The 26,792-nt window shown below is 63.6% G+C and carries 25 protein-coding genes and 1 riboswitch; of the genes, 13 read left to right on the top strand and 12 right to left on the bottom strand.

What is annotated here, in order from left to right; genetic code table 11:
* Positions 1-85: 85 nt before the first annotated feature.
* From OKC44_RS07210 to OKC44_RS07190, 5 genes are read right to left on the bottom strand one after another with little or no spacing between them, the layout of a single operon-like run.
* On the bottom strand, positions 86-2,878 hold the full coding sequence (locus OKC44_RS07210) for an FAD-binding and (Fe-S)-binding domain-containing protein (protein WP_270811864.1): 2,793 nt from the start codon (positions 2,876-2,878) through the stop codon (positions 86-88).
* Entirely contained in the window at positions 2,878-3,522 is a 645-nt protein-coding gene (locus OKC44_RS07205; RefSeq protein ID WP_270811860.1) for a LutC/YkgG family protein, read from the bottom strand. The genes OKC44_RS07210 and OKC44_RS07205 overlap by 1 nt, the downstream gene beginning before the upstream one ends.
* 1 nt (position 3,523) lies before the next feature.
* Positions 3,524-4,960: a LutB/LldF family L-lactate oxidation iron-sulfur protein gene (locus tag OKC44_RS07200; RefSeq protein ID WP_270811858.1), complete on the bottom strand. Its 1,437-nt coding sequence runs from the start codon at positions 4,958-4,960 to the stop codon at positions 3,524-3,526.
* The gene (locus tag OKC44_RS07195; RefSeq protein WP_270812147.1) at positions 4,953-5,729 is read right to left on the bottom strand and encodes a (Fe-S)-binding protein; all 777 of its coding nucleotides are present in this window, start codon (positions 5,727-5,729) and stop codon (positions 4,953-4,955) included. Before OKC44_RS07195 ends, OKC44_RS07200 begins: the two co-directional genes overlap by 8 nt.
* Before the next feature lie 13 nt (positions 5,730-5,742).
* Positions 5,743-7,440 carry an L-lactate permease gene (locus OKC44_RS07190; protein WP_270812144.1) on the bottom strand — a complete coding sequence of 566 codons (1,698 nt, stop codon included), beginning with the start codon at positions 7,438-7,440 and terminating at the stop codon, positions 5,743-5,745.
* 60 nt (positions 7,441-7,500) lie between these two features.
* Between OKC44_RS07190 and OKC44_RS07185 the strand changes: the two genes are divergently transcribed.
* Both OKC44_RS07185 and OKC44_RS07180 read left to right on the top strand, forming a co-directional pair.
* Positions 7,501-8,478 (top strand): LysR family transcriptional regulator, encoded by a 978-nt coding sequence (locus OKC44_RS07185; RefSeq protein WP_270811856.1) that lies wholly within the window; start codon positions 7,501-7,503, stop codon positions 8,476-8,478.
* A 66-nt stretch (positions 8,479-8,544) separates the two neighbouring features.
* Entirely contained in the window at positions 8,545-8,859 is a 315-nt protein-coding gene (locus OKC44_RS07180; RefSeq protein WP_270811853.1) for a ribbon-helix-helix domain-containing protein, read from the top strand.
* A 77-nt stretch (positions 8,860-8,936) separates the two neighbouring features.
* Here the strand turns inward: OKC44_RS07180 and OKC44_RS07175 are convergent, their stop codons facing one another.
* Positions 8,937-9,332 (bottom strand): VOC family protein, encoded by a 396-nt coding sequence (locus OKC44_RS07175; RefSeq protein ID WP_219313272.1) that lies wholly within the window; start codon positions 9,330-9,332, stop codon positions 8,937-8,939.
* A gap of 153 nt (positions 9,333-9,485) precedes the next feature.
* Entirely contained in the window at positions 9,486-10,268 is a 783-nt protein-coding gene (locus OKC44_RS07170) for an alpha/beta fold hydrolase (protein WP_005302068.1), read from the bottom strand.
* 106 nt (positions 10,269-10,374) lie between these two features.
* Here OKC44_RS07170 and OKC44_RS07165 point away from each other — a divergent pair, with 106 nt between their 5' ends.
* The 3 genes from OKC44_RS07165 to OKC44_RS07155 are packed head-to-tail and all read left to right on the top strand — an operon-like array spanning position 10,375 to position 11,607.
* On the top strand, positions 10,375-10,731 hold the full coding sequence (locus tag OKC44_RS07165; RefSeq protein ID WP_016351046.1) for an MmcQ/YjbR family DNA-binding protein: 357 nt from the start codon (positions 10,375-10,377) through the stop codon (positions 10,729-10,731).
* The gene (locus tag OKC44_RS07160; RefSeq protein ID WP_270811846.1) at positions 10,728-11,216 is read left to right on the top strand and encodes a GNAT family N-acetyltransferase; all 489 of its coding nucleotides are present in this window, start codon (positions 10,728-10,730) and stop codon (positions 11,214-11,216) included. The genes OKC44_RS07165 and OKC44_RS07160 overlap by 4 nt, the downstream gene beginning before the upstream one ends.
* A 55-nt stretch (positions 11,217-11,271) precedes the next feature.
* Positions 11,272-11,607 carry a DUF3802 family protein gene (locus OKC44_RS07155; RefSeq protein ID WP_024944925.1) on the top strand — a complete coding sequence of 112 codons (336 nt, stop codon included), beginning with the start codon at positions 11,272-11,274 and terminating at the stop codon, positions 11,605-11,607.
* Positions 11,608-11,947: 340 nt separating this feature from the next.
* Here the strand turns inward: OKC44_RS07155 and msrA are convergent, their stop codons facing one another.
* Entirely contained in the window at positions 11,948-12,580 is a 633-nt protein-coding gene (gene msrA / locus OKC44_RS07150) for a peptide-methionine (S)-S-oxide reductase MsrA (protein ID WP_024944924.1), read from the bottom strand.
* Between the two features lie 259 nt (positions 12,581-12,839).
* Between msrA and argA the strand changes: the two genes are divergently transcribed.
* Complete coding sequence (gene argA / locus OKC44_RS07145; protein WP_011706389.1) at positions 12,840-14,168, top strand: amino-acid N-acetyltransferase; 1,329 nt, start codon at positions 12,840-12,842, stop codon at positions 14,166-14,168.
* A 107-nt stretch (positions 14,169-14,275) separates the two neighbouring features.
* Positions 14,276-14,500: riboswitch (Lysine riboswitch) on the top strand.
* An 89-nt stretch (positions 14,501-14,589) separates the two neighbouring features.
* A complete protein-coding gene (lysC, locus tag OKC44_RS07140; RefSeq protein ID WP_270811844.1) occupies positions 14,590-15,942 on the top strand; it encodes a lysine-sensitive aspartokinase 3 in 1,353 nt (450 codons plus the stop codon).
* Positions 15,943-16,035: 93 nt separating this feature from the next.
* Here the strand turns inward: lysC and OKC44_RS07135 are convergent, their stop codons facing one another.
* Positions 16,036-17,124 (bottom strand): hypothetical protein, encoded by a 1,089-nt coding sequence (locus tag OKC44_RS07135; RefSeq protein WP_270811843.1) that lies wholly within the window; start codon positions 17,122-17,124, stop codon positions 16,036-16,038.
* A gap of 254 nt (positions 17,125-17,378) precedes the next feature.
* Between OKC44_RS07135 and OKC44_RS07130 the strand changes: the two genes are divergently transcribed.
* Positions 17,379-19,640 carry an LTA synthase family protein gene (locus OKC44_RS07130; protein ID WP_270811842.1) on the top strand — a complete coding sequence of 754 codons (2,262 nt, stop codon included), beginning with the start codon at positions 17,379-17,381 and terminating at the stop codon, positions 19,638-19,640.
* A gap of 89 nt (positions 19,641-19,729) precedes the next feature.
* On the opposite strand, the gene OKC44_RS07125 is transcribed toward OKC44_RS07130, so the two are convergent.
* Positions 19,730-20,743 (bottom strand): S66 family peptidase, encoded by a 1,014-nt coding sequence (locus OKC44_RS07125; RefSeq protein ID WP_270811840.1) that lies wholly within the window; start codon positions 20,741-20,743, stop codon positions 19,730-19,732.
* A 265-nt stretch (positions 20,744-21,008) separates the two neighbouring features.
* Between OKC44_RS07125 and OKC44_RS07120 the strand changes: the two genes are divergently transcribed.
* Positions 21,009-21,851 (top strand): patatin-like phospholipase family protein, encoded by an 843-nt coding sequence (locus OKC44_RS07120; RefSeq protein WP_270811837.1) that lies wholly within the window; start codon positions 21,009-21,011, stop codon positions 21,849-21,851.
* Positions 21,852-22,069: 218 nt separating this feature from the next.
* On the opposite strand, the gene OKC44_RS07115 is transcribed toward OKC44_RS07120, so the two are convergent.
* Entirely contained in the window at positions 22,070-22,672 is a 603-nt protein-coding gene (locus OKC44_RS07115; protein ID WP_270811835.1) for a hypothetical protein, read from the bottom strand.
* Between the two features lie 33 nt (positions 22,673-22,705).
* Here OKC44_RS07115 and OKC44_RS07110 point away from each other — a divergent pair, with 33 nt between their 5' ends.
* Positions 22,706-22,858, top strand: coding sequence for a hypothetical protein (locus OKC44_RS07110; protein WP_270811833.1), 153 nt, complete (start codon positions 22,706-22,708; stop codon positions 22,856-22,858).
* An 85-nt stretch (positions 22,859-22,943) separates the two neighbouring features.
* Here OKC44_RS07110 and OKC44_RS07105 read toward each other — a convergent pair whose 3' ends face one another.
* Entirely contained in the window at positions 22,944-23,261 is a 318-nt protein-coding gene (locus tag OKC44_RS07105) for a heavy metal-binding domain-containing protein (RefSeq protein WP_011706400.1), read from the bottom strand.
* 424 nt (positions 23,262-23,685) lie between these two features.
* Between OKC44_RS07105 and OKC44_RS07100 the strand changes: the two genes are divergently transcribed.
* The 3 genes from OKC44_RS07100 to OKC44_RS07090 are packed head-to-tail and all read left to right on the top strand — an operon-like array spanning position 23,686 to position 26,755.
* Positions 23,686-24,804, top strand: coding sequence for a hypothetical protein (locus OKC44_RS07100; RefSeq protein WP_270811830.1), 1,119 nt, complete (start codon positions 23,686-23,688; stop codon positions 24,802-24,804).
* A 24-nt stretch (positions 24,805-24,828) separates the two neighbouring features.
* The gene (locus OKC44_RS07095; RefSeq protein ID WP_017408109.1) at positions 24,829-25,908 is read left to right on the top strand and encodes an HBL/NHE enterotoxin family protein; all 1,080 of its coding nucleotides are present in this window, start codon (positions 24,829-24,831) and stop codon (positions 25,906-25,908) included.
* 46 nt (positions 25,909-25,954) lie between these two features.
* Complete coding sequence (locus OKC44_RS07090; protein WP_270811827.1) at positions 25,955-26,755, top strand: hypothetical protein; 801 nt, start codon at positions 25,955-25,957, stop codon at positions 26,753-26,755.
* The last annotated feature ends 37 nt before the right edge of the window (positions 26,756-26,792 follow it).

Below are 26,792 nucleotides of genomic sequence, written 5' to 3'. Positions count from 1 at the left end.
CCAATAAAAAAGCAACATGAATTACTAAAAACACTCACTCTTCTTGAGATAGCCCCCTGACAGAATATATTCTGCCGGGGGGTATTTATTTCGTCGCCTGATCCACCAGATAGAGGATGCTGTGATAGGGAATGCCGGCGTGCTGGCTGAGCCCCATTTCACAGGTGCGGCTGTTACTGAATCCCTGACGGCAATCGCTGGGCACCTGGGTGGGCAGGCTGGCGAGGGCGGCGGCGTTGAGCTCCGGGGTCATCAGCCCCTTGTCGCCGGCAAAGCCGCAGCACTGGATATGCTCAGGCACGATCACCTCGCGGGCACAGGCGCGGGCCAGCGCCAGCATCTTCTCCCCGAGCCCCATGCGTCGGCTGCTACAGGTGATATGGAGCATGACGGTCTCATCGATGAGGGTCAGCTCAAGGTAGGGCAGCAGGTGTTCCAGCACAAAGGCGGAGGGCTCGAACACCCGAAGGCCCTTGCCGAGCGCCCCTGAAAGCAGTCGCTGCACGCAGGGGCTGGTGTCGAGCAGCACGGGCCAGCGCCCCTGCTCGCTTGCCTGCCACAGCGCCGCCACCAGCTCAGTACGCTTGGCTGCTGCCACCTCGGCCATCCCCTTGCTGTCATAGGGCATGCCGCAGCAAAGCCCCTCAACTCTCGCCGGCACTATGACTCGACAACCCGCCTTTTTGAGCAGGGATAACACCACATCCGGCAGTGACGGGGCATCCTCCTGCTGGCCGAATACCCTGCTGGCGCACGACGGCAGATAGACCACAGCGCGCTCGCTGGATTCGTTATTGCTCCCCTCCCCTGGCGGCCACCGGTAGCGGCTCGGCCCCGGCAGGGTGGGCAGCCAGGCGGGCGTGCGCTGGCCGCTCAGATGGCGAACCCCGTTCACCAATCCTGCCAACGCCTTGTCCCCCAGCAGCTTGCCGGCAATGGCTTTGAGGCCGAGGGCCCCACGGGCGGTGCTGGTAACGCCGGCGAAATGCTCGGCGCTCCAGCGGGCGATGGGCACGAAGCGCCGGTATTTGTCAGTGCGCAGCTTCTTGATGAGCGCACCGGTGTTGATGCCGACCGGGCAGCGATCGGCGCACAGCCCGGTCGCGGCGCAGGTGTCGATGCCCTGATAGTCAAACAGCCGGGCCAGCTGGTTGGAGGGCTCATCGGCACGATTGCGGCGGGCCAGCTCGCGATAGAGCACGATGCGCTGGCGCGGCGACAGCGACAGGGTGCGCGAAGGGCAAACTGCCTCGCAAAAGCCGCACTCGATGCACGGATCGACGATGGCATCGCTCGCCGGCATGGGTTTGAGATGGGCCAGATGGGCCTTGGGGTCGTCGTTGATGATGACGCCGGGATTGAGCAGGCCATCGGGGTCCAGCAGCGCCTTGATGCGGCGCATCAGCGCCATCCCTTCCGGCCCCCATTCGAGCTCCACATAGGGGGCCATGTTGCGGCCGGTGCCGTGCTCGGCCTTGAGGGACCCGCCAAAGCGCACGGCGACGAGTTCGGCCACCGCATCCATAAAGGCGCCGTAGCGGGCCACCTGGGCCGGATCATCGAACCCCTGGGTAAAGACGAAGTGCAGGTTCCCCTCCAGCGCGTGGCCGAAGATGATGGCTTCACCATATTCGAAGCGATCGAACAGTTGCTGCAGCCCCGCCACCCCTTCCGCCAAACGTTCGATGGGAAAGGCGACATCCTCGATGATGACGGTGGTGCCGGTGGTGCGCACCGCCCCCACCGCCGGGAAGAGCCCCTTGCGAATGGCCCACAGGCCGGCGCTGTCACCGGTAAAAGGCACAGAAGCGACCTGAACAAACTCGGCCGCCATGGCCGTCACCTGCTCGCAGCGATCGACCAGCTCCTCTTTCGATTCCCCATGCACTTCGATCAGCAAGGCGCAGGCAGCCAGATCCAGCGCCTTGATAAAGTCCGGCAGGCCGGGCTTGCCCGCGACCGAGCGCAGGGATCGTCCATCCATCAGCTCCACCGCCGCCACCGGGGCGCTTTTCAGGCGCGAGGTGGCCAGACAGGCCTGCTCGGCGTCCCGGAACACCTGCAGGGCCGAGGCCTTGTGGGGGTATTCGGGCACGGTGTCGAGCACCACCTCGGCGATAAAGCCGAGGGTCCCCTCCGAGCCGATCATCAGGTGGGTGAGGATATCGATGGGGTCCTCATGGTCGAGCAGGGCATTGATGGCGTAGCCAGTGGTGTTCTTGAGCCGGTACTTGTGGCGAATGTTGGTGGCAAGCACCTCATTCGCCAGCACCTCGGCGCGCAGGGCCGCGAGCCTCGTGAGCAGCTCCGGGCGCCTGGCCGCAAAGGCGGCGCGGCTGTGGGGATCGCCACTGTCCAGCACGGTGCCATCGGCCAGCAGCAATGTCATGGCGTGCAGGGTGTGATAGCTATTGTGGGCGGTGCCGCAGCACATGCCGCTCGCGTTGTTGGCGGCGATGCCGCCAAGCTTGCAGGCGCTGATGGAGGCGGGATCCGGCCCAATCTTGCGGCCCAGAGGCGCCAGATAGCGGTTGGCATCGGCGCCGATCACCCCGGGTTGCAGGGCGATGCGTGCCCCCTCGTCCAGAATGCGGTGGCCGCGCCAGCTGTCGGTCAGGGTGATGAGCACGGAATCACTCAGGGCCTGCCCCGAGAGGCTGGTGCCGGCGGCGCGAAAGGTGCACGGCAGGTGCAATTCGCGGCACACCTCGAGCACGAAGCGCACTTCATCGAGGGAGTCGAGGCGCACGATGCGCTCGGGTACCAGCCGGTAGAAGCTGGCGTCCGTGCCGTGGGCCAGCCGAAGATCCGGGTCGCTCACCAGCCGCTCAGGCGGGATGCGCGAGAGCATGGCGGCGTCAAACTGGTTCCAGGGCATCAGCAATCCTCCACCAGCACTACCAGCAGGCGGCTCGGGCCGTGGGCACCGTAGGCCAGGGTCTGCTGGATGTCGGCGGTCTTGGAGGGGCCGGAGACCAGCAGCAGGTTGGTGGGCATGGCCTGCTGCCAGCGCCCGCCCGCCACCAGCCCAGCCAGGTTGTCGGCAATGGTGGAGGCCGCCAGCAGGGCGATATGGCAGGGGGGCACCAGGGATAAGGTGCGCGGCTCGCCGCTATCCGGCAGCAACACCAGGGTGCCGGTATCAGCGATGGCCCCCGCGCAGTGGGTGATGCCAGCCTGACAGGCATCGAACAGCTCATCCTTCCAGCCGGCAAACTCCCCCGCCGGGATCAACACTGATCGCCCGGCGCAGGCGGTAGCGACCGCCGCCTGCCAGCGGCCGCCCTGGCCACAGGCCAGACTCGTCACGCCTTCTTCATCCAACCAGGCGCTCAGCTCCCTGGCAAGGGTCGCCTCCTTGACGGTGAGGAGCTCGGCGTGGCTGGCGCTGATCCCGGCGAGGAAGCGCTCGCGCCGCGCGCCATCATCTGCCCCGCGCCAGGGCTGCCAGCCATGGGGGGCGTGGGCCATGGGGGTGGCGGTGCCGCGCAGGCGGCTCAATATGGCCTCTTTGCTCGACATCTCAGGACTCCTTCTTCTTCTGGCGCAGCAGGGCGTGCAGGCTCTGGGGGGCGGGTTTGGGGGCCTCGCGGCACTGGGTCCAGGGGCCCAGATGGTTCGGCATCAAGCCCCGCAGGCGACCGGCCACACCGGTCGCGGCGTGATAGAGGCGCGGGTGGGTGGCGGCAAAGGCAAAGCCCTGCATGGCGAGGGTCTCGAGCCGGCTCTTGGCCACCCCCTGCCCCGCCAGCGGTTCGTGGCCGGGCTGTGCGTCGTGTTTGGCCTCCCGGCGCAGGCGCTGCAACAGGTCGGGAATGGGGATGCGCACCGGGCACACCTCGCCGCAGGCGCCGCACAGGCTCGATGCGGTCACCAGATCCTGGGTGCTCTCCAGCCCCAGCAGATGGGGGGAGATGATTTTGCCGATGGGGCCCGGGTAGATGGTGCCGTAGGCGTGGCCGCCGATGCGGGTGTAGACCGGGCAGTGGTTCATGCAGGCGCCGCAGCGGATGCACTGCAGGGTCTTGCGCAGCTCCTCGTCCCGGTAAGCCTGGCTGCGGCCGTTGTCCAGCAGCACCAGGTGCACCTCGTCCGGGCCATCCAGCGCCCCTGCCCGGCGCGGACCGCTGATGACGTTGAAATAGGTGGTGATGGCCTGGCCGGTGGCCGAGCGGGTCAGGGCGCTATAAAGCGGCGGCACGTCGGATAAAAATTCCACCACCTTCTCGATGCCGGTGATGGCCACATGGACTTTCGGCACCGTGGTGCACATGCGCCCGTTGCCCTCGTTCTCGACGAGGCAGAGGCTGCCGGTCTCCGCCACCGCGAAGTTGACACCGGAGAGCCCCATGCCGGCGCGGCGAAACTCTTCGCGCAGGGCCCGCCGTCCGGTCTGGATCAGCTCGTCCACGTCGGTGGTGGGGGTGAAATCCGCCAGATTGCCGGCGAAGGTGTCGCTCACCTCCTGCTTGTTCTTGTGGATGGCGGGCATGATGATGTGGGACGGGGTGTCGCCGTCGAGCTGGACGATAAACTCCCCCATGTCGCTCTCAAGGCAGCGGATGCCGTGGCGCGCCATCTCGTGGTTGAAGCCCACCTCCTCGCTCACCATGGACTTGCCCTTGACGATGGAACTTACCCGGTGTTTTTGGGCGATACCGAGGATAATGGCGTTGGCCTCGGCCGGCGTCTGGGCCCAGTGCACCCGGATGCCGTTGCGCTCGCAGTTGGTTTCGAGCTGCACCAAAAGATCGGGCAGGCGCGAGAGGCAACGCTGGCGAATGTGCTCCGCCGCATCGCGCACCGCAGCTTCTTCGGCAGGGTCGGCGAAGGCGTCCCGGCGCTTGGCGCGCAGGTAATCCATGGCGCCGCGAAAGTTCTGGCGCAGCACGGGGTCGGCCAGGGCCGCCTCGGCCTGGGGATGAAAGCGGCGCGGCGAATACTTGGCGTGCTCACTCATGATGGGCCTCCTCTTTTTCTGACAACCGCTTGCTGTGGGCGAGCAGGAAGCTGGCCAGGTGCATGGTGGGCAGTGTCTTGCCCTGATAGGCCAGGGAGCCCTTGATATTCAAAAGACACCCCCAGTCCGCGCTCACCAGGGTGTCGGCGCCGGTGGCCAGCAGGTGGCGGGTCTTGTCTTCGACCATGGACTGGCTGATGTGGGGATGACGCACCGAGAAGGTGCCGCCAAAGCCGCAGCACTCGCTCTCGTAGGCCTGCTCATGCAAGGTGACCCCATCGAGCTGACCCAGCAGGGCGCGGGCCCGGCTGTGTACCTGCATCTCGCGCCGCGCCGAGCAGGAGGTGTGTATGACGATGCTCGCCCTCCCCACCCCGTGCCAGCGCACCCGACAGACCTGGGCCAGAAACTCGGTGAGCTCGAACACCCGCTCGCAAAAGGCCGCCACCTCGGGGCTCTCGGGGAAGAGTCGGCGGTAGTGGTGGTGCATCATGCCGCCGCAGGAGCCCGACAGCACCACCACCGGCCAGGGCTCGGGGAAGAGCGCCATCTGGCTTTGCGCCACCTGGCGCGCCTCCTCTTCATGGCCCGAGGTGTAGGCCGGCTGCCCGCAGCAGGTCTGTTTCTCGACAAAGTGCACCCTTATCCCTTCCCGCTCGAGCAGGGCGATGGCATCGAGCCCCGCCACCGGGTCGAACAGGTCCACCAGACAGGTGGCATAGAGATAGACATCGGCCGGCTTGGCCGGATAGACCCGCATTACCTTCATCACTTGCTCTCCTTTACTTCAACTGCAGCAGGACGTCCGAGATGTGGAAGCTGTACATGAGCGCCAGCCCGATAAGGCCGGTGGCCAGCAGGTAGTAGAGGGTTGGCAGCGCGGTCTTGCGCAGCGTCGCCCCCTCACGGCCGAGCAGCCCCACGGTGGCCGACGCCGCCACCACGTTGTGAATGGCAATCATGTTGCCGGCGGCGGCGCCCACGGCCTGCAACGCCAGCATGGCGGCGGTGGAGACCCCCAGGGTCTGCGCCACTTCAAACTGGAACTGGCTGAACATCATGTTCGACACCGTGTTGGAGCCGGCGATAAAAGCCCCCAGCGCACCGATGGTGGCGCTGAGCGCCGGGAAGAACTCCCCCACCAGCCCGGCGGCAAAATTCGCAGTGGTCACCGGCATGCTGGCAAGATCCGCCCCGTTGACGCCGGAGTTGATGAAGATGCGCACCATGGGCACGGTGAAGATCAGCACGAAGCCGGCGCCGATCAGGGTGCGGCTGGACTCCCCCAACGCCCGCCCGAAGGGGGCGAGGGAGCGCGATTGCAGCAAGGTGGCGAGCAGGGCGCAGAGCACCAGCAGGCCGCCCGGCAGGTAGAGCGGCTCAATGGAGGCGCTGACCCCCTTCTCCCCCAGGAGGTCGGTGAAGGCGAGGCTCACCGACAACAGGCTGGCCTTGAACTCCGGGCTCACCCGGCTGGCCACCAGCAAGAGGGCCAGCGCCACATAGGGTAGCCAGGCCAGCAGCAGCGACATGGGGCGGGCGGCGGCCTCTTTGAGATCGAGCTTGAGGGAGCCCAGCCACTCGGCGGGCCACTCCTGCTCGGGGGCGAAATCCCAGCTGGTTTTTGGCACCAGAAAACCGGCTCGCGCCGCAGTCACCACCAGGGCCAGCCCCACCAGCCCGCCGATGAGGGACGGGAACTCGGGACCGAGCAGCATGCCGGTCAGGGCATAGGGCACGGTGAAGGCGAGCCCGGCAAAAATCGCAAACGGCAGGATGGCGAGCCCCTCGGTCCAGCTGCGGTGGCGGCCGAAGAAGCGGGTCAGCATCATCACCATCAGCACCGGCATCAGGGTGCCGACCACGGCGTGAATCAGGGCCACGTTGGTGGTCACCTGCTGCAGGTAGACCTCCCAGCTGCTGCCGCCGGCGCTCAGGGTCTGGCCGATGATCTCGCTGTCGAGCCCCTTGTTGATCCCCACCAGAATGGGGGTGCCCACCGCACCGAACGACACCGGGGTGGACTGGATCATCATGCCGAGCAGCACCGCGGCCAACGCCGGAAAGCCGATGGCCACCAGCAGCGGCGCGGCGATGGCGGCCGGAGTGCCAAAACCGGAGGCCCCTTCGATAAAGGCGCCGAAGCACCAGGCGATGATGATGGCCTGGATGCGCCGGTCCGGCGAGATGTTGGTAAAGCCGCCGCGAATGGCGCTGATGGCGCCGGTGTGCTTGAGGGTGTTGAGCATCAGGATGGCGCCGAACACGATCCAGAGCACGGTCACCGTGATCACCAGCCCCTGCAGGGTGGAGGCAAAGACCCGGGTCGGACTCATCTGCCAGCCCCAGAGGGCGATGAACACGGTCAACAAAAAGGCGACGGGCATGGCGCGCTTGGCGGGCCAGTTGAGGCCGACCAGCAGCACGGCGGCCACCAGGATCGGCGAGAAGGCCACCAGGGCCAGCAGGGTGTCTGTCATCATTGCGTCCTTGTCCGAGCGGTGCAGAGGCGCACCTTGTTGTTGTTTTGTTAAGCGGACGTGACCTTACCCTGTTCCTTTTTCGCGATATATGGAAATAATGAACAACATTCGTTCCAAAAGTTGATCAATATGGCCAGTACCGACGACCTCATCCTCTTCGCCCAGGTGGTGGAGGCCGGCTCCTTCAGCAAGGTAGCTGAACAAAATTCCCTGACAAATTCGGTAGTTAGTAAACGGATCGGGCGCCTTGAAGAAGAACTCGGGGTGCAGCTGCTCTATCGCACCACCCGCCGGCTCACCCTGAGCGAGGCGGGCAAGGAGCTCTATCAGGGTGCCAAAAATGTGAAGGCCGCCGCACTGGACGCCTTCGATGCGGTGGCGGGTTTTGGTGAAAAGGTGAGCGGCCATGTGCGGATGTCGGTGCCTACCATCTCCGGCGAGCTCTTGCTCGCCGATGCGGTGGCCGATTTTTGCCAGCAGCACCCGGGGCTCACGGTGGAGATGTCGCTGGACAACCGCTTCGTCAATCTGGTGGAAGAGGGGTTCGACCTGGTCATTCGCACCGGCTATCTGGATGACTCCAGCCTGATTGCCCGCCACATCCTCGACTCCCAGTGGGTGATCTGCGCCGCCCCCGCCTATGTGCGCCGTTTCGGGGCACCGCGCGAGCCGTCAGAATTGCTCACCCACAACTGCCTGCGCTACGCCTACCAGAGCACGGGGGCCTCGGAGTGGGCCTTCAAGGGGGAAGAGGGCAACTACCTGCTGTCGGTATCGGGCAGTTTTTGCACCGACAACGCCGGCGCCCTGCGCAAGGCGGCGCTGGGGGGGCGCGGCATCGTCTATGTGCCGCGCTGCCTGGTCTATCACGACCTGATGAACGGCGAACTGGTGGACCTCTTCCCCGATCAGGTGGGCAAGAAGCTCGGCATCTACGCCGTCTACCCCTTTACCCGCCAGCCGCCGCGCAAGATCCGGCTGCTGATCGAGCACATCCGCCAGCGCTACCTCGACATCGCCCACTATTTTGGCTGACGGAGGATGGCGCTCATCCCGTATCAACGGGGGGCTTTTTTGACCCGGACGGCAGAGTTGCCTACCATGGCCCTCCCCTTTACCGCTCAGGACCAGTCCATGTGCACCGTCTTCTCCGGCCAGGATCCCAGTCACTACGCTTGCACCACCCGCTCGGTGCGGATCTGCGGCCACAGCACCAGCATCCGGCTGGAAAACAAGTTCTGGACCATCCTGGAGCAGCTCTGTCAGGCCCAGGGGCGCTCCATGGGGCTGTTTCTCTCCGAGCTCTATCAGGAAGCGCTCGGCAACGGCATGGAGATGAGCAACTTTGCCTCCCTGCTGCGCTGCTCCTGCCTGGTTCATCTGGAAACAAGACAGGAGCAGGACGTCGCCGCCTGAGGGGCGGCCTTTTCCTTCCTCATGAAAAAAGGGCCGCAGCACCAGGCTGCAGCCCCTTCCTATTCCACGCTTCAAGCTCAGGCGAAGCGGCCGGCCCGCTCGATGAACTCGATCTGGTAACCGTCGGGGTCGGTCAAAAAGAACAGTCGGGCCAGCAGGGTGCCCTCATGGTGCATCGCCTTGACCGGCGCAGGGGCCAGACCCTGCGCCGTCAGACGCTGATGCGCCGCCTCGATGTCTGCCACCGTCACCGCCAGATGGCCATAGCCGTTGCCATGGCTGTAGGGCTCGGCCTGACCCTGGTTGTGCGTCAATTCGAGTTCGAAACCACTCTGGTCATTGGCAAGGTAGGTGAGGGAAAAACCGTCGAAGGGAAAGTGATCCCGTACCGCCAGCTCGAGGGCCTCGCGGTAGAAACGCACGGATCTGTCCAGGTCGCGAACCCGGATCATGGTGTGGATGAGTTTGGTCATAGGGACTCCTTGGTGATGGGAGTCACAGGGTAACCAAGGGCTCAGCCGGCCGGGTAGTAGTGGACTAGCACCCGGTGATTGGCGGCCAAAACCTGACATGACCTCGCAGGCTCAAGCCACCAGGGCCGCATCAAAGCGGCGGCTGGAGCTAATTCAGCCGGGCTGGGCGGTGAGAAAGGCCAGCGACTGGCGGTTGAAGTGCTCGGGCCGCTCCACGTTGCAGACGTGGCCGCAGCCGTCGATGATCTCGAGCCGGCTGTAGGGATCGCGCGCCACCTGCTCGCGCACCGGCGCCAGGAACATGTGATCCTCCTCCCCCATCACATAGAGGGTAGGAATGGGCAGGGCCCGCTCCTTGAAATAGCGCATCAAGGGGTTCACCTCGGTGGCGAGGCGAAACCAGCGCTTGAACTCTTTTTGGCACAATTTGCGCGCCTCGCGCACGAACAGGTTGCGCGACTCCTGATGGTGCTGACGGGGCATGATGATGAAGGCAAACAGCCGGTAGAGCCACATGTAAGGCAGGATGTGCTGGCCGAGGCGGCCGAGCTGCACCAGCACCCGCGAGCGGATGTCGAGCCGCAAAATGGCGCCGCCCAGCACCATGCTCTTGACCCGCTCGGGACAGAGCTCCGCCAGATGGCGAATGAGGATGGTGCCAAGGGAGATGCCGACGAAGTGGGCGCGGCGAATGTTGAGGTGATCGAGCAGTTGCAGGATATCCTCGGTCACCGCCCGAAAGCTGTAGTGCCCCTTGATCACCTGCTGCAGCTTGTGGGACTGGCCGTGACCGCGCAGGTCCAGCAGCAGCACGTTGAAGTGTTCGCGATAGGCGCGCAGCTGCTTGAACCAGATGGAGGAGCTACCGCCCGCCCCGTGCACGAATACTACCCAATCCCGCTCGGGACCCAGCTCGAAGGTCTTGTGATACAGCATCTTGCGACTCCCTCATCAACGGCATTGGGGTATAGTAGGCGCGCATCTTAGCAGATTTTTTCACCCGACTAATACGTTTGCACCGCAAGCGGCCAGGAGCATGACCATGGAGTTGACCCGTTTGAGATCCTTTCTGCTGACCCTGCCGGGCGCTCAAGAGGATACCCCCTTCGGCCCAGAGATCCTGGTCTATCGCATCGCCGGCAAGATGTTTGCCCTGCTGGACTGGCAGGCCGAGCCGCTGCGGCTGAACCTCAAGTGCGAGCCCGAGCTGGCCCTGCTGCTGCGCGAACTCCACCCCGAGGTCAAACCGGGCTGGCACATGAACAAGCAGCACTGGAACACGGTCACCTTCAGCGACGGCCTGGCCGACGATCTCTGGCAGGGCTGGGTGCATCACTCCTACGAGCGGGTGGTGGCCGGTCTGCCCAAGGCCAAGCGTCCGCAGGCGCCGCAGCGATGAGCTCCGCCATGGCGGCAGAGCCCAGGCTCGTTCAGCTGAACGAGCAACACATCCCCGCCCTTTGCGCCCTGTTCGAGCAGTCGGTGCGAAGGATTGGCCCGCAGCACTACAGCCCGGAGCAGGTGGAGCAGTGGGCCCTCGGCGCCCATCATCCCGGCTTTGCCGGCCAGCTGCGCGAGCACCGCGGCTGGGTGCTGGAGCAAGACGGCGAGCCACTCGGTTTTGTCACCCTGAGCCAGGATGGCCACCTCAGCCTGCTCTATGTGAGCGCCGATCACCCGCGCCGGGGCTATGGCGGCCTGCTGCTGGCTGCGGCCCTCGCCGAGGCAAATCGGCTCGGACTCACACAGCTGACAACGGAAGCCAGCGCCTTCAGCTATGGGCTATTTTTACGGTATGGCTTTGAGCTGACCGGATTGGAGAGCGTAGAGCGCGGCGGGGTCGGTTTTATCCGTTATCGCCTGCACTGCCGCTTGCCAAGCTAGGTCCAGCCACTAAAATACGCACAGTTTTTCCGTATTGTTGAGGATTGAGGCCGCCATGGTTGTAGAAAGCGAAGGCTATATCGCCCTGATTGAGTATCTGGTGGAGAGTCTGGGACTGTTTGAAACCCAGCAACAGAGCAGTGGTGAACAGACCATCGAAGATCTGGTGAGCGGCCGGGTGGCCAGCAACCTGATGGCCATCTGCGAACAGAACCCGCAGCTCGATCCCAAGTTGCGCTTCGTGATCATGCAGGAAGCTGATGCGGTGGTGGCCGATCTGGAAGAGGTGCTCTCCGCCGTCTGGCTGCGCGCCCCGACCCCGGAGCAGAAAGCCTTCCTCGAAGAGTTCATCGATCTTATCAAGAACCTGTTTGACGGCGCCATCAGCTGATCACAATGGCGAACGCCAAGTTCGCCACTCCCTCGCAAATTTTCCGCACCGCAAACATGAAAAGGGCCGCCTTCAACGGGCAGCCCTGCTTGCTATCATTTCAACTCATCAAGCTTTTCAATGACTTTTATGAATTTTCGAGGCAAGAAATGTGTCTGGTCTTAGCCGCCATCCATGGTGGCTACTAGGTTAGGCAAAGCGGGTTCAATTTAGTTCCCGCCCATGACACATTTTTTTATGATTTTTTTCACTCTCCTGACAAAGCCCGACAAAAAGGCCGCAAACGCGGCCTTTTTCTTTTTTCAATCAATGACAAGTCACAGATACCCGTCATCTTCACCTAGCGGTTGAGGCTCGGTGGCAGGCAAACACCGATGCCACCCAGGCCGCAATACCCGTCCGGATTCTTCTCCAGATATTGCTGATGGTAATCCTCGGCGTAATAGAAGGGCGCCAGCGGCAGAATGCGGGTGGTGATGGTGCGCCCGTCACCGCTCGCCGTCATCGCCTGCTGGTAGGCGGCCAGACTCTGCTGGGCAATCGCCTCCTGGGTGTCGTCCCCGAAGAAGATGACGGAGCGGTACTGGGTGCCGATGTCGCCGCCCTGGCGCATGCCCTGGGCCGGATCGTGCTGCTCCCAGAACAGCTTGAGCAGATCGCCGTAACTGATCACCTTGGGATCAAACACCACCTGCACCGTCTCGGCATGGCCGGTCAATCCGCTGCACACCTCCTTGTAGGTGGGATTCTGGGTCACCCCGCCCTGATAGCCGGCGGCGGTGGAGTAGACCCCGGGCTGTTGCCAGAACAGGCGTTCCACCCCCCAGAAGCAGCCCATGCCGAACCAGGCCACCGCCATCCCTTCAGGCCAGGGTCCCTGAGTCGGGTGACCATTGACCGCATGCTGCTGGCCAATCACCATCGCCTCGCGGCGTCCCGGCAGCGCGTCTGCCGGCGAAATAATCTGTTCCATGCACCCTGTCCTTGTATAAAAACCTGTGCGATCGCACAGCTGACGAAAAGGAATATCGAAGATAACAGTTTATGGGCCGGGATCAACCTGAGGCGTACCCTCACACCGCTGACACCCCTGCCCCGCCTGGTGTCGCCGCTGTTCGAACCGCCTGGCCGTCCCGATGACAAAATCACGCCAAATCAATATTTAATCTTGATTTGTGCATTTATTTTCATATATTGAGCCCATTGCTGTTTTTTTATGGAAGAAGCCTCAAGTGCGTGAACGCGAACCTAGCCTGGTCTATGCCTTTCGGCAGTCTACCCCCTACGTCAATGTACACAGAGGCGCCACCTTCGTGCTGATGATGGGGGGGGAAGCCCTCTGCCACCCCAATTTCGCCAACATCGTCAGTGATATCGCCCTGCTGCAGACCTTAGGGATACGCCTGGTGCTGGTGTTCGGCTCCCGTCCACAGAACGACGAGGCACTGGCCCGCGCCGGCATCGAGGCCCAGTACCACAAGCGGATCCGGGTCACCGATGACGAGAGCTTCGCCATAATCAAGCAGGTGTGCGGCGGGTTGCAGTACGACATCACTGCCCAGCTCTCCATGGGGCTCGCCAACACCCCCATGCAGGGTGCCCGCATCAGCGTGGTGAGCGGCAACTTCGTCACTGCCCAGCCGCTCGGGGTGGATGACGGCATCGATTTTTGCCACAGCGGCCGGGTACGCCGCATCGACGTGGAGGGGATCACCCGCCAGCTCGATCAGAAGAGCCTGGTGCTCATCTCCCCCATCGGCTGCTCGGTCACCGGCGAGAGCTTCAACCTGAGTTCGGAAGAGGTGGCCCGCCGGGTGGCGGTAGATTTGAAAGCAGACAAACTCATCTGCTTCAGCAGCACCCAGGGGGTGATGGACAGACACGGCGAGGCCATCTCCGAGCTCTTCCCCGAGCAGGCCGAAGAGTTGCTGGTAGAACTGGAGCAGGCGGGGGAAGAGATGTCCGGCACCGCCCGCTATCTGCGCGCGGCCATCGCCTCCTGCCGCGGCGGCGTGCCCCGCTCCCACCTGGTCAGCTATCAGGATGACGGCGCCATGCTGCAGGAGCTGTTCAGCCGCGATGGCCTCGGCACCCAGATCGTGCGGGAAAGCGCCGAGCAGGCACGCGCCGCCACCATCGAGGACATCGGTGGCATCCTGGATCTCATCCGCCCGCTGGAGGAAGAAGGGATCTTGGTGCGCCGCTCCCGCGAGCAGCTGGAGATGGAGATCGACAAGTTCACCATCATCGAGCGCGACGGCCTCATCATCGGCTGCGCGGCGCTCTACTGCTTCATGGAAGAGGCGATGGCGGAGATGGCCTGCGTCGCCATCCACCCCGACTACCGCAACTCCAACCGGGGGGATCAGCTGGTGGCCAAGGTGGCCGAGCGGGCCAAGCGGCTCGGGATCCGCCGCCTGTTCGTGCTCACCACCCGCTCCATTCACTGGTTCCGGGAACGGGGCTTCGATCCGCTGGAGGTGGAAGATCTGCCGGTGGCGCGCCAGCGCCTCTACAACTGGCAGCGCCGCTCCAAGGTTTTGTCAAAGACAATCGTATAACCCATTGATTTTGCGTTGCCTTGGCTGACTTTTTGAACTTTTTCACAAACTCGATTGACAGTGCAATCCAACGCAAGGTATTTCTAAATGCACTCCACCGCCCTGGTGGAGCCAGAAGAGGAGCGCTGCCCAGGCAGCCCGAGGGAGGACACCAGTGTCCGGTGAACTTGGGTCAGGGGGAGCAGCGCCGAGACATCTGAGGCAACTGGATACCTCAGTGTCGGCTGCGGGGGCTGAATCCCCCGGGTTGTCATCGGTAGTGGTCATCCCCCACCGCGCCCCGTCAGGGGCGGGTACGGGATGGGCTCTGCGGGTGGAGTGCTTCTGGCCGGGATAGCTTCGATCATTCCTGCCATTTTCAGCCTCCTCCTCTCTTTTTGCCCGATGGATCCGGATTTTCATATTAAGACAGGAGTAAGCAATGAGCCCGATCAATGTCGCCAAGTTTGGCGGAACCAGCGTTGCCAACGCGGCAGCCATGAACAACTGCGCCGATGTGGTGCTGGCCAACCCGGCCACCCGGGTGGTGGTGCTGAGCGCCAGCGCCGGCGTCACCAACCTGCTGGTGGCACTGGCTCAGGGCGATCTGGACGAGGCGGGCCAGGAGGCGCAACTGGCCAGGCTCACCGAGATCCAGCAGGCCATTCTGACGGAGCTGGGCGACCCAGGCGATCTGAGCGACCTCATCCACGGCCAGCTCGGCGAGATCCGCACCATGGCACGCCAGGCCCATCTGCACACCGATGCCGAGCTGGCCGACAGGCTCATCGCCTGCGGCGAGCTGATGTCCACCCGCCTCTTTACCGAACTGCTGCGCCAGCGTGGCGTGAAGGCCTGCTGGCAGGATGCGCGCCAGCTGCTGCGCACCGACAGCCGCTTTGGCAAGGCCAGCGTGGATCTGGCCGCCACCCGCGCCCTCTGCCAGACCGCGCTGGGCCCCCTGCTTGGCGACAGCCTCATCATCACCCAGGGCTTTATCGGTGCCGACGGCGATGGGCGCACCACCACCCTGGGCCGCGGCGGCTCCGATTACAGCGCGGCCCTGTTGGCCGAAGCGCTCGGCGCCGGCTCCATCGAGATCTGGACCGACGTGCCCGGCATCTACACCACGGATCCGCGCCTGGTCACCCGCGCCCGTCCCATCCCCGAAATAAGCTTCGTGGAGGCGGCCGAGATGGCCACCTTCGGCGCCAAAGTGCTGCACCCGGCCACCTTGCAGCCGGCGGTGCGCCAGGACATCCCGGTGTTTGTCGGCTCCAGCAAGGATCCGGCCGCCGGCGGCACCTGGATCCGTGCCAGCACTCGCACCAATCCGCTGTTTCGCGCCGTGGCCCTGCGCCGCAATCAGGTACTGGTCACCCTGCACAGCCTCAACATGTTCCACGCCTACGGTTTTCTGGCCGAGGTGTTCGGCATCCTGGCCCGCCACCGCATCTCGGTGGATCTCATCACCACCTCGGAAGTGAGCGTGTCGCTGACCCTGGATCACACCGGCAGCCAGAGCAACGGCGAGCCCATCCTCGGCGACAAGGTGCTGGCGGAGCTTGGCCAGCTGTGCAAGGTGCAGGTGGAAACGGGGCTGGCGCTGGTGGCGCTGATCGGCAACCGGATGAGCGAGGCGGCCGGGGTGGGCAGTCAGGTCTTTGACGCCATTCGCGAGCACAACATCCGCATGATCTGTTACGGCGCCAGCGCCCACAACCTCTGCTTCCTGGTCAAGGAAGACGAGGCGGGCCATATCGTCAACCGCCTCCACCAGGAGCTGCTCGACTGATGTACTGACACAGCATGGAAATAAAAAGAGGGGCCGGCTGGCCCCTCTTTGTATATAGGGTGATATGCAGATGAGATCTAAGTGCGGTTCTCCCTAGCCCACCAGGGTCGGCACCGGCAGCAGGTTGGCCCGGATCTCCTCGCGCAGCCCTTCCAGCCGGCTCAGCAAGACCGCTTGACTTAAGCCCGCCTCGTCGGGGCCCAGGTTGTCCACCAGCTCGGCGAAGTGTTCGGTCACCGCCTGCTGCAACCAGTCGAGCCGGCGCAGGGTGAGCGGGCCGCAGCTCTTGCCGCTGAGATCGTCGGCAATGTCGAGCCGGTGGCTGCGATACATGTCGCGCCACCAGTTGGCAGCCAGCGCTTCCTCGCTGGCCAGCGCCGAACGCCACTCCCCCAGCAGGCTCTGCAAGCGGGCCAGCACGGGCGCGCTCGCCCCCTCCCGGGTCAGGTGTTGCAGCTCCCGCTGCGCCCAATTGATGCACAGGCCGCGCCAGTAGCGAAACTGCGGCAGCGGATCCGGCTCGTCGAGCCACAGGCCCGAAAGGGTGCGGGTCTCCAGCCGCTCCGGCACGTGAAATGCGGGATCGGTGAGGCCGTTGGAGTTGAATTCATGGCGGGGGTCAAAGGGCCACATGTAGCCAAAGTCGAACACGCTGATCTGCTGACCGTCGTCGAGCAGGTTGCCGGGGCTTGGATCCCAGTCGAACCAGCCCCAATGGGCCAGCTCCGCCTGCACCGCCAGCATCTGCGCCAGGTTGCGCTCGTTCAGTTCATGCACCGGCACGCCCCGCAGCCAGGGGGAGACCAGCACGCCGGCCCGGGCCGAGCCAAAACAGGTACAGACCACGTTGGCCAGGATGGTGGGGTGCAACTCCCGCAGGGCCTCTATCTCGCGGCGGCGCTCCAGCTCGGTCAGGAAGGCGGTTCTGCCGTCCACGTTGGCCACCAGGGAGTCGTGCCGGCGCCGCTTCAGACACCAGTGATGTCCCTCCACCTTGAGGTGGAACACCTCGGCGGTGAAGCCGTGACGATAGACCTTGAGCACCGCTGGATGATCCTCCTTGAGTCGCACCAGCTTGGCCACGGACAAGGGACAGTCCTGCTCGCGCCCGATCCGGATCTCCTGTTTGCTCTCCAGCATGCGGAGCAATCTTGCCTGACGTGCCGCTACTTTGGGATTCATACATGTACCTCCATCCATATTGAGAGACTAAGCAGCAAGGCAGAGGCAGGCCAGTGGCAAAGCGCCATGATGACGCTTTCATCACAGAATGAGTGCGGCCCCCGGATCGGGATCACAGTTTGCATGGTTTCACGGTCACGCAATGTTCATTGTCCGGTCATTAAATTGACAACAAGGAACAAGCCCATCACCATCGGGTCAAATTAAATGCAGCAGCCATGTTTCATCGTCACTCGCTCAAAGGATGAGCCCATATGAAAGCCCCCACTTCAGCGCGCTTGTCAGCCAGGGTGCCCGCTCTGCCCTCCGTGCTGCTCGCCATGCTGGCGGCGCTGCTGCTGCTGACCCTGTTGCTGCCGCAGATCAACCCCGCCAGCTGGCTCGGTCGGGCCCAGCCGCTGGTGCTGGGGCCGGCGGACAACCCCATCGCCACCCTCACCCGTCACGCCCTGCTCTACAAGAGCGACAGCCGCGGCCTCTATCTGGTGGTGCGCAGCCAGTGGCAGTTGCGCGGGCCGCTGCAGGAGGGTGACAAGGTCAGGGTGGAGCTGCTCAATGAGAGGGGCGAGCGCATCGATCAGCTGAGCCAGCCGGTGGACAAGCGCCAGCAGTGCCGCAAGGGGCGCTGCACCCTGGATCTCAACAGCACCCTGCGCGCCCCCGACGACGCCCTGGCCAGCCGCTATCAGTTGCGGATCGGCCTGCTGCTCAAGGAGAGACCCGAGAGCGGTGAATTCAGCCAGATCCTGCAGACCCTGCCGGAGCGGGGTTTCAACCTCACCTATCTCTGCACCAGCCTGCTGCTGGTGCTGGCCCTGAGCGCCGCTGTGCTGAAGGTAGTGCTGCCCACCCTCAGGCGCAATCTGCGCTGGCGCATCGCCGGCAGCCTGCTGCTCGGCAACCTCACCTTCGTGCTGCTGCACGGCTTCGTGGTGTTCAAGCTGGGGGAGTTTCTGCTCTGGTCAGGCTTTCGCCCGGAACACTACTACCTGGCCTGGGGCAGCATGGTGCTGGGCTGGAGCCTCTGCGCGCTGGCGGGCTTCAACCTCTACATGGGGCTGGTGTTCACGGCGCTGTCCGGCATCGGGCTGCTGGCGAATTTCATGAAGATCGCCATCTACGGGGTACCGCTCGGGGGGGACGATCTCGGCAACCTGGTGGCGCTGCTGCGCATCCTGCTGGAGCAGCACCCGGTGCTGCCGCTGCTGGGCGGTGCGCTCACCCTCTTCTTGTGCTGGCGCTTCGCCCTGTCGCGCTGGATCCTGCGCACCCTGGCCGCCACCGCCGCCTTCTTTGCACTGTGCGTGTTCGCCACCCAGACCGGCAACAAGCTGCTGGGGCCCAACATTCGCTACGTGGACAGAGCGGTCAACTACCACAGGGATATCATCCGCTCGGGGCCCGGCCTCTATCTGTTCAACCTGGTGGACGAGATGCTGCAAAGCGGCAGTGTGTTTCGCTATCCCTTGCAGATCAACGAGTTTACCCCTCAGCTCAGCCACGTCAGCCTGAGCCAGCCGCCCCGCTTTGATCTGGTGATCGTGCTGCAATATGAATCCCTCTGGCTCGGCTGGCAGGGCAAGATCTGCGCGCCGCCCCCCACCTTGAGCCTGCCGGCCAGCGTGCAGCAGTGGCACAAGACCATCCACTCCCCCACCACCGGCGGCATGACGGTACTGGCGGAGTTCGAGATGAATACCGGCCTGCCGGTGGGGCTGCTCAAACAGGGGGTGGTACCCTACTACTACCTCTCGGAGCAGGTGCCGGGCCTGGCGCAAAGTGCGAAGCAAAGTGGCTACCAGACCCTGTTTGCCCACCCCTATGTGGAGAAGTTCTGGGGCCGCGCCAAGGCGATCCCGGCGCTGGGCTATGAGGAGCGCTGGTTCGATACCCGCTTCTCCACGCTCGAACACAAGGGGCTCTATATCTCGGATGATGCCCTCATCGACCACCTGCTCAAGCGCAGCGAGCAGGATGAGCAGCCGCTGTTTGCCTACGCGGTCACCATGCAGGGGCACGGCCCCTTCGACGGGGATCGCTACCAGGCCCAGCAGCTCGACAAGGCATGCCCGGATCAGAGCGATGCCGACCGTCAGCTGCTCAACACCTACTACACCGGCGTGGTGGATGCCATGGCGTCGCTGGAGCATCTGCTGACCAGCCTGGATCGCTCAGGCAAACGCTACCTGGTGGTGGCGTTTGGCGATCACCAGCCGTTCCTGATGTCCGCTGGCAAGGGCATTCACGGCGACAAGCCGCCCCGCGATGCCAGCTACCAGATCCCCATGATGGCCTTTGCCCGCGCCGATGACTCCCTCAATCTGGCGACCCAGTTTGCCCCGGTACGCCAGCTCTATCAGATGGGCCAGGCCACTCGCCAGCTGCTGGCGGGCGACATGACCCCCATCCCGGATCTGGCCCTGCTCCACCCGGTGCTGGGAGAAGAGAAGGGTTTCGATGTAGCCCCTCTGGTGCCGCAGATCCGCGCCAGCTTCCGGCCCGATGCCCTGCCCTGAGCGCCCCTACCGCAAGACAGATAACAAAGAGGTCGCCCAGGCGACCTCTTTGTTTATTTGCCGCTCCGGCCATGACAGCCAACGCGGGCTCACTCGCCGAGCCAGGGCTCGCACAGGGTGAGACGCTGGGCATCGAGATCCAGCATCGCCTCGATGCCAAGGGGCAGGGTCAGCATGGGGTGGGTGTGGGCGCAGTCATACTCCGCCAGAATGGGGAAGGTCGGCTCCCCCACCACCTCCAGCAGGATGTCGAGCGGCCGCCGGCCGCTGCCCTGACTGTCGAACAACTCGTGTTTGCCGAGCACCAGGGCGCCGATGCGATCAAACACCCCGCACAGCTTGAGGTGGGCAAACGAGCGCTCCACCGTCGTTGCCAAATGGAGGCTATCTTCCAGCAGCAGAATGTCCCCCTGCTCGATGGCCGGCATATAGGGGGAACCCCAGATCCCCGCCATCGTATTGAGGTTGCCGCCGATAAGCCGGCCCCGCACCCGACCGGTGCCCACCGAGATCAGTCGGTTTGGTTGGCACTGCTTGGCCCGGGTCTGGTTCTCCCAGTCAAGCCGCTCCTCGGTCCATTGCGCCGGGGTTGGCACTGTGTGGGGCACGGCGGCGCCACCGGCCTGGCAGATCTGGCGAAAGCCCGCCAGCGTCTCGTCCACCAGCGGCGAGAGCTCGCCGAAAGAGGCCACCAGCGCCGGGCCGTAGAAGGTGACGAGGCCAGTGCGGGCATGAATGCCGAGCAGCAGGGCCGTCACGTCGGAGTAGCCGATGACTATCTTGGGATCCCGCTTGAGCGCATCAAAATCGAGGTAGGGCAGCAGGGAGTTGGAGTTGTTGCCGCCAATCACCGACATGATGCAGCGCACCGCAGGATCGCGAATCAGGGCATTGAGCTCGTCAGCCCGGGCGGCGATGGAGCCGGAACGCCAGTGATCCTGCTGACCGGTGAGGCTGCCCGCCTTGAGTCTGAAGCCCTGCCCCTCCAAAAACGCTCCGGCACGGGCAAAGCGGTTTGGCGCCCAGGCGGTAGCCGCACTGGAGGGAGAAAAAAAGCCGATGGTATCGCCGGGCTTGAGCCCAGGCGGTTTGAGCAGAGCCATGAATTGCGTACTCCCTGACAAAGATGATGGGGCCCCGCTCCCGGGGCCGACGGACAAAAATCGTCTCCATCCTAGTCCAGTTCCAGCGAGCATCACAAGTGGTCACCTTGGGTTGTTTTGTTCATAAAAACAAAACGACTGATTTGAAATTGACAGATATCCCGAACAACAGCCCCTGCCTAGAATGGCCCCACTCCGCTCGTCAGCCCCGCGCTGGCATTTTCGACACGACTCGGCACTGCCGGCTCAGCGATGAGGCCCCCATATGAACAGAACCATCTCTCCCCACGCATTGGTCGTCGAAGGCGGCGCCATGCGCGGCATCTTCGCCAGCGGTGTGCTGGATGCCTTCATCGAGCACGATTACCACCCTTTCGACTTTGCCATCGGCGTCTCGGCGGGCGCCACCAACCTGCTGGCCTATCTCGCCAGCCAGCATGGTCGCAGCCACGACATTCTGACCGAGCTGGCCTGCCGCCAGGAGTTCATGGATCCGCTGCGCTTCGCCAAGGGGGGCAATCTGGTGGATATCCACTGGCTATGGCACACCAGCTGTCGCAAGTACCCGCTGGATGTACACAGCTACCGGCAAAGCGGCATTCCCTTCTACGCGGTGGTGACCAACACCCTGACCGGCAAGGCGGAGTACATCCGGGTCAAACCGGAGAACATGAACGAAGTGCTGCCCGCCAGCTGCGCCATTCCCCTCGCCTCTCGCGAGTATCCGGAGGTACACGGGGTGCCGATGACCGATGGCGGGGTGGCCGACTCCATTCCGGTGATCGAGGCCTACCGGCGCGGCGCCCGTCAGCTGACGGTGATCCTCTCCGAGCCCCTCGGCTATCGGCTCAAGCCGATGCCCTTCCCCTGGATGATCCGCACCCTGCTGAAAACTCGCCCCGCCCTGGCGCAGGCGCTGGAGCAGCGGGATCGCAGCTACAACGAGGCGCTCGATTTCATCGCCCATCCGCCGGCGGACTGCCAGATAGAGGTGATCGCGCCGGCAGACTACTTCCCGGTCTCCCGCTTTACCCGTGATCCCGGCAAGCTGGAGCTCGGTTATGTGATGGGCAAGTGCGCCGGCTATCAGGCCGCCCTGCTCAACTAACACCGACAGAGAGTAATGCAGCCGGGCTACAGACCGGCTCGTCCAACATCGCAACCCAGCCGTAACCTCGTTTGGGGAAGCAGAGCATCAAGGTCGACAACCGGTGGGGATCTGTCGTCGGCCAGCGCGTGGCTCCGCTTCCCCTTTTTTCTTGGCCACACAAAAAAGCGGCGCAAGCCATCGCCTGCGCCGCTGTTACCCTCTAGATGAACTGTCGGTTATTCCAGCGTGATCGGGCCGGTCGAGCCTGCATCCGTATCCTGCCAGCTGCTTTCGCTGCGCACTCGCGGATCGCCCTGCAGGGTATAGAGGATCATCCCCTGACGAAACTGCAGGGCACCGTCGGTGCGCTTGGCCTTCACCTTGACCTCGTTGACCCACACCTGCTCCTTGCCATCGATCCGGATCTCGGCCACGGTCTGACCGGTGCCGCTGTTCTTGGCGGTCCACTTGCCCTGATAGGGAGAGTTTCCCTTGGCCATCGGCAACGCGGCCGCCTTGCCTGCCGACCAGGATTGCACGGTGCAGAGGCCGTTGGCCCGCTTGTCGTGCTTGATGGCGTAGTCGATGCTGGGCTCGCTGGTGGCGGAATCCGAGGTGATGCCGATCATGATCTTGCCGCTCTGGGCCGAATAGGCATTGGGGGCATCGGTTTTCAGGGTAGCCTTCTTGCCGTTGATGTAGACACTTCCCCCTTCTCCCTTGACCTGGATATTCATGGGGCAGCTGGCGCTGAAATTGGGCACGGCCGCCGCAACGCTGCCAGCATGGGCGGTGATGGCCAGGGTGATGATGGTCAACAGAGCTGATTTCTTGTGCATCTTGATTCGCCTTGAGAGAGATGAAATTCATCCATGCCGGATGTCGTCCTGATGGCACACACTCTAGTGCTGACTGCTCACCGCCGCCCAGTTAAAAAATATGAAATCGGCAGCGGGCCATTATTAAAAAATATTAAAGATAACAATCAACAAGTTATGAACATACATCTGCACTTTTCCCGCTGATCGCCAGGGAAGTGGCACCGCCAGCACCCACAAAAAAGCCGATAACCAGGTTATCGGCCTTTGCCACAACAGCAGGGACGCAGGCTTAAACCAGCACGGCGGTTCCGCTGATGCTGACCATCAGCATGCTGCCGCTTTGTCCCACCACCTCATAGTCGATGTCGATGCCGACCACCGCATTGGCCCCCAGTGCCGCGGCGCGCTCCTTGAGCTCGTCGAAGGCAATTTCCCGGGCCCGGGCCAGCTCTTTTTCATAGGCGCCGGAGCGGCCGCCGATGATGTCGCGGATGCCGGCGAACAGATCCTTGAACACGTTGGCGCCGAGAATGGCTTCGCCCACGACGATGCCGCGGTACTCGCGAATGGTCTTGCCTTCCAGGGTGGGAGTGGTTGAGAGGATCATCTTGCTTTCCTTGTGGAGTGTACTGGGGAGACAGCCTAAAGCAGCGCAGAAGACCAGGCAAGCAGGCAGACTCGATACGTGCCAGCCAGACCCTGGCCGATCGTGCCCCATATCCCACAGCCACAGCCCGATGACAGGCCTGTTTACCGGCAGGAGTTATCGACAAAAGACAACACCGGGCCGCCAAGACGCCCCTTTCATTAGCCGATCCGGCTCAAACATCAAGTGACAAAATTGTCAGTTGTGACCCATTTTGCCTTTCCCTAGGGTGAGTCTGTCCCGGCACCAGCGCGGGGACAGACCCACTTCGTCACGAGGAGAGCAGCATGATGCAGCAGGATACCCGACTACCTCACCCCACCCTCGCACTGGGGGCATGTTCCCCCGCCAGCCCGCTCGCCGACACCGCGATGGAGGCCATGTCATGACCACGATCGCCACCCTGGATCTGGGGGATCAAGGTCTGCTGGCCGCCTACCTGTCGGCGACCTCACCCGCCCTGCTCAACCAGACCTATGCGAACTTGCTGTTGATGCAGCAGTCCTTGGCCAACAGCGAGATCGACTCCACCCTCGCGGTAAAAATCGAGGCCTACCAGGCCCAGATGATGAATCAGGCACGCTATTACCAGCAGACCAACCTGTCCGGTCTTATCCACCTGCTGAGCAACGGCTCCAACTTCTACGCCCTGGTCGCCGCGTTCAACCGCCTGCTTGGTCAGGAAGACGACGCCGCCGTTCTCGCGGGCGGGGCCCGGCTGGGGCAGCAACTGACGTCCCTCGTCGATCAGGCCCAGAGCTACCGGCTCAATGCCCAGGCACTCAATACCCGCGTGCAGGTGGCCTGGGGTTCCCTGCGCCCCCTGATGACCCAGTTCAACGGCGTCATCACCCAGCTCGAGCAGGATCTGATGGCCGACGCCAAGCGTCAGACCGAGATCATTGACACCCTCAACAAGGCTATCGCCGCCAATATCCAGGCGATCGTCGATGAGGGCGGCAAGGCCGGTGAAGGGGTCAACCAGCTGGGGCGGGCCATCGTCACCTCGCTGACGCTGGAGCAGAAACCGGCCGACAAGGGGGCCAAACCCGCCACGTCGCAGGAGATAGCCAAAGAGACCGATCAGCAGACCCAGTACATGATCTCCGGCCTCAAGGCGCTCTCCTCAGGCATCGCTGGTTCCAGCCAGGCGGCCCGCGAGCTCAAGACCAACACCGACAAGCTGGCCCAGGCCTACCAGGCGCTGGCCGCCACCAACACCCTGCTGAGCGTGGCCAAGTCGGTGCAGGCGCAAAACCAGCTGTTTGTCGACACCTACAGCCGGGTTGCCGACACCGTCACCCAGTTGCCCGCAGGCTGGCAGAAGGTGGCCGACGCCTATCAAGGGGCCGTGCCCGTGGTCACTGACCTCAACAGCCCCGACGACATACGCCAGCTGCGACGCACCGTGGCGCTCAACACCCAGTCCTGGCAGCTGCTTTCGAGCCAGGTTGACGACATCAAGGCAGCCTACGCCGGCAACGGCATCCTGCCCGACGCTTAATCCCACCACGCAAGGACACGCCAAATGACCAACGCAACAACCATCACCATGGACCAGGGTATGGCCAACCAGGCTTCCCAAGCCATGCAGATCCAGACCTACTGCAACAGCGTCAAGCAGCAGGTGCCGGTGGATTTCAGCCAGTTCCCGAACCTCAAGGACAACCAGACCCAGATCAACCAGGGGCTCGATCTGGCGAAGGGGCACGCCGACCTCTATCTCAATACCATCCAGCCGCAGATCATCACCAACATCAGCAACATCTCCAACTACTTTGCCCTGCAAAACGCCATTCCAGCCGTGCTGCCGCCCGGCTCCACCAAGGCGCAGTGGCTCAGGCAGCTGAGCGTCATCAAGGAGCAGGCCACCGAATATCAGCGGCTCTCCGCCGACACCCGCCTGGTGATCGTCAATCTCAACAACAACCTCATCACCGACTCCAGCAACTTCCAGGGGATCGTGGTGAACCTCAACAGCAAGGTGCAGGGGGATAATGGGGTGCTCGCCCAGCTCAACGGCGACATCGACAAGGTGAACGCGGCCATCGACGGCGCCATCGCCGGCATCGTCGCCGGGGGACTGCTGGTGATTGGTGGTGCCTTCGTCACCGCCATCGGTGCCGTGGCTGACTTCGTGACCGCCGGCACCTCGACCCCGGTGGTCATCGGCGGGGTCGCCATGATGGTCGCCGGGGCCGGCGGCATCACGGCTGGCGCCATTGTGCTGCACAACTCGCTGGGCGCCCGCCAGGATCTGTACCAGAAACGCAGCAGCCTCAACAGCGAGGTGCTCATCGCCACCCAGATCGGCAACGGCTACAAGGGGCTGCAGGTACAAGCGCAAAACGCCGTCACCGCCGCCACCCAGATGAGCAACGCCTGGGACTCCCTCACCTCCGATCTGGGCAGCCTGATCACCGACCTGGACAAGGGGATCACCAGCGGCGACGACATCCGCCAGCTCTGGCTGACCGCCGCCGACACCACGGTCAAGACGGTGCTCACCGACGTGACCACCATCAAGGCCCAGATGGCCGGGGTAAGCCCGCTGCAAGTGCCGCAGACCGACACCATCGCCAACTTCGTGGCGCGCCTGGCCGCCTAAACCACGGGAGGGCGGCCTGGCCGCCCTCTTCCAGCAAGGAGACTCCATGAGCAACGGCATTCTTTCCCAATCCATTGCCAACATGCAGCAGGCCGAAGCGACCATTCAGTCCTTCACTGGTTTGCCGCAAAACGCCGTCAACATCCAGCAGAACGTCGGTGAGGTGGTTGCGGCCCTGCTGCCCCAGGTGCAAACCATGCAGCAGCAGGTCCTGGCATTTGCTGCCCGCCTGGAGCTGCAACTGACCCAGCAGCTGGCCAATACCGGCCCCTTCAACCCCGAGGCGCTCAAGGCGTTCGTCGATCTGGTCCAGCAGGAGATCGCCCCCATCCAGACCCTGACCGCCCAGACCCTGACCGCCAGCCAGACCGCCAACGATCGCATCACGCAAGACAACATCGCGTTGCAACGGATCGGCGTGGAGCTGCAAGCCACCATCGCCGGGCTGCAATCCAACCTGGACGGCGCCCGGCAGGAGCTCGACTCCCTCAACAAGAAAAAACTCTACCTGCTGGGGCTGGGATTGCTGGGGCTGCCGGGTCTCATCGCCCTGGCCGTCACCCTGACGCAGACCCAGAACAAGGTGAGCAGCCTGGAGGGACAGGTGAACCAGATTGAGGGGCAGATCCAGCGTCAGCAAGGCTTCCTCGGCCAGACGACGGCCTTCTCCCAGCAATTCGGCTCCCTCATCGATCGGGTGAGCAAGGTCGGCAACACCATCAGCCTGCTCGGCGGCGACATTGCCAACGTCGCCCGCGATGCCGGGCAAGGAGACCCGGAACTGGCGCGGCTGTTCTTCACCGCTGCCCTCACCGAGGTGCGCACCCTGCAGGTGGATGCCTCCTGATACGCCCGCAACAAAAAAGGAGAGGCCAAGGCCTCTC

The organism is Aeromonas sp. S41-2 (assembly GCF_027705845.1).
GTDB classification, from domain to species: Bacteria; Pseudomonadota; Gammaproteobacteria; order Enterobacterales; family Aeromonadaceae; genus Aeromonas; species Aeromonas hydrophila.
Note: the sequence above shows the minus strand (reverse complement) of the source record. Positions and strands in the feature narration are given on the sequence as shown.

Excerpts from the sequence above, each read along its gene's own strand:
- OKC44_RS07210 (WP_270811864.1), bottom strand. The coding sequence starts at position 2,878 with ATGCCCTGGAACCAGTTTGACGCCGCCATGCTCTCGCGCATCCCGCCT.
- OKC44_RS07205 (WP_270811860.1), bottom strand. The coding sequence starts at position 3,522 with ATGTCGAGCAAAGAGGCCATATTGAGCCGCCTGCGCGGCACCGCCACC.
- OKC44_RS07200 (WP_270811858.1), bottom strand. The coding sequence starts at position 4,960 with ATGAGTGAGCACGCCAAGTATTCGCCGCGCCGCTTTCATCCCCAGGCC.
- OKC44_RS07195 (WP_270812147.1), bottom strand. The coding sequence starts at position 5,729 with ATGAAGGTAATGCGGGTCTATCCGGCCAAGCCGGCCGATGTCTATCTC.
- OKC44_RS07190 (WP_270812144.1), bottom strand. The coding sequence starts at position 7,440 with ATGACAGACACCCTGCTGGCCCTGGTGGCCTTCTCGCCGATCCTGGTG.
- OKC44_RS07180 (WP_270811853.1), top strand. The coding sequence starts at position 8,545 with ATGGCCCTCCCCTTTACCGCTCAGGACCAGTCCATGTGCACCGTCTTC.
- OKC44_RS07175 (WP_219313272.1), bottom strand. The coding sequence starts at position 9,332 with ATGACCAAACTCATCCACACCATGATCCGGGTTCGCGACCTGGACAGA.
- OKC44_RS07170 (WP_005302068.1), bottom strand. The coding sequence starts at position 10,268 with ATGCTGTATCACAAGACCTTCGAGCTGGGTCCCGAGCGGGATTGGGTA.
- OKC44_RS07165 (WP_016351046.1), top strand. The coding sequence starts at position 10,375 with ATGGAGTTGACCCGTTTGAGATCCTTTCTGCTGACCCTGCCGGGCGCT.
- OKC44_RS07160 (WP_270811846.1), top strand. The coding sequence starts at position 10,728 with ATGAGCTCCGCCATGGCGGCAGAGCCCAGGCTCGTTCAGCTGAACGAG.
- OKC44_RS07155 (WP_024944925.1), top strand. The coding sequence starts at position 11,272 with ATGGTTGTAGAAAGCGAAGGCTATATCGCCCTGATTGAGTATCTGGTG.
- msrA (WP_024944924.1), bottom strand. The coding sequence starts at position 12,580 with ATGGAACAGATTATTTCGCCGGCAGACGCGCTGCCGGGACGCCGCGAG.
- lysC (WP_270811844.1), top strand. The coding sequence starts at position 14,590 with ATGAGCCCGATCAATGTCGCCAAGTTTGGCGGAACCAGCGTTGCCAAC.
- OKC44_RS07135 (WP_270811843.1), bottom strand. The coding sequence starts at position 17,124 with ATGAATCCCAAAGTAGCGGCACGTCAGGCAAGATTGCTCCGCATGCTG.
- OKC44_RS07130 (WP_270811842.1), top strand. The coding sequence starts at position 17,379 with ATGAAAGCCCCCACTTCAGCGCGCTTGTCAGCCAGGGTGCCCGCTCTG.
- OKC44_RS07125 (WP_270811840.1), bottom strand. The coding sequence starts at position 20,743 with ATGGCTCTGCTCAAACCGCCTGGGCTCAAGCCCGGCGATACCATCGGC.
- OKC44_RS07120 (WP_270811837.1), top strand. The coding sequence starts at position 21,009 with ATGAACAGAACCATCTCTCCCCACGCATTGGTCGTCGAAGGCGGCGCC.
- OKC44_RS07115 (WP_270811835.1), bottom strand. The coding sequence starts at position 22,672 with ATGCACAAGAAATCAGCTCTGTTGACCATCATCACCCTGGCCATCACC.
- OKC44_RS07110 (WP_270811833.1), top strand. The coding sequence starts at position 22,706 with ATGCCGGATGTCGTCCTGATGGCACACACTCTAGTGCTGACTGCTCAC.
- OKC44_RS07105 (WP_011706400.1), bottom strand. The coding sequence starts at position 23,261 with ATGATCCTCTCAACCACTCCCACCCTGGAAGGCAAGACCATTCGCGAG.
- OKC44_RS07100 (WP_270811830.1), top strand. The coding sequence starts at position 23,686 with ATGACCACGATCGCCACCCTGGATCTGGGGGATCAAGGTCTGCTGGCC.
- OKC44_RS07095 (WP_017408109.1), top strand. The coding sequence starts at position 24,829 with ATGACCAACGCAACAACCATCACCATGGACCAGGGTATGGCCAACCAG.
- OKC44_RS07090 (WP_270811827.1), top strand. The coding sequence starts at position 25,955 with ATGAGCAACGGCATTCTTTCCCAATCCATTGCCAACATGCAGCAGGCC.